The sequence below is a fragment of the Flavobacterium macrobrachii genome (assembly GCF_014486675.1).
Lineage (GTDB): Bacteria > Bacteroidota > Bacteroidia > Flavobacteriales > Flavobacteriaceae > Flavobacterium > Flavobacterium macrobrachii.
This window is the reverse complement of sequence record NZ_JACTAC010000212.1, coordinates 1-306: the sequence shown is the minus strand read 5'-3', so window position 1 is coordinate 306 and position 306 is coordinate 1. Positions and strand designations below refer to the sequence as shown.

1 pseudogene is annotated in these 306 nt (G+C 29.7%); it reads right to left on the bottom strand.

Annotated features, from left to right (window positions below):
- Positions 1-102: 102 nt before the first annotated feature.
- Positions 103-306: pseudogene (locus IAI56_RS16005) on the bottom strand (hypothetical protein); the annotation flags it as partial.

Below are 306 nucleotides of genomic sequence, written 5' to 3'. Positions count from 1 at the left end.
TTCTTACAAGCCATTTATAATAACCGCTTTTACTTACTTTAAAAACAAAACACATCTTCTCGACTGAAAATTTAGATTTATAGCATTGGATAAATTTATATTTTACTTGTCGTTCTTGGAGAAGATGCCAACTGCCTTTTTTAATATATCACGTTCCATTTTTACATCTGCCAATTCTTTTCGCAATCGTATCAGTTCTTCTTCCTCTTTACTTTTTACTGGTATTGTTTTACCAGTTAATTTACCTTGATTAAACTCTTTCTTCCAACGTTTTATATTATCTGAACTAACATTTAATTCGTTGGC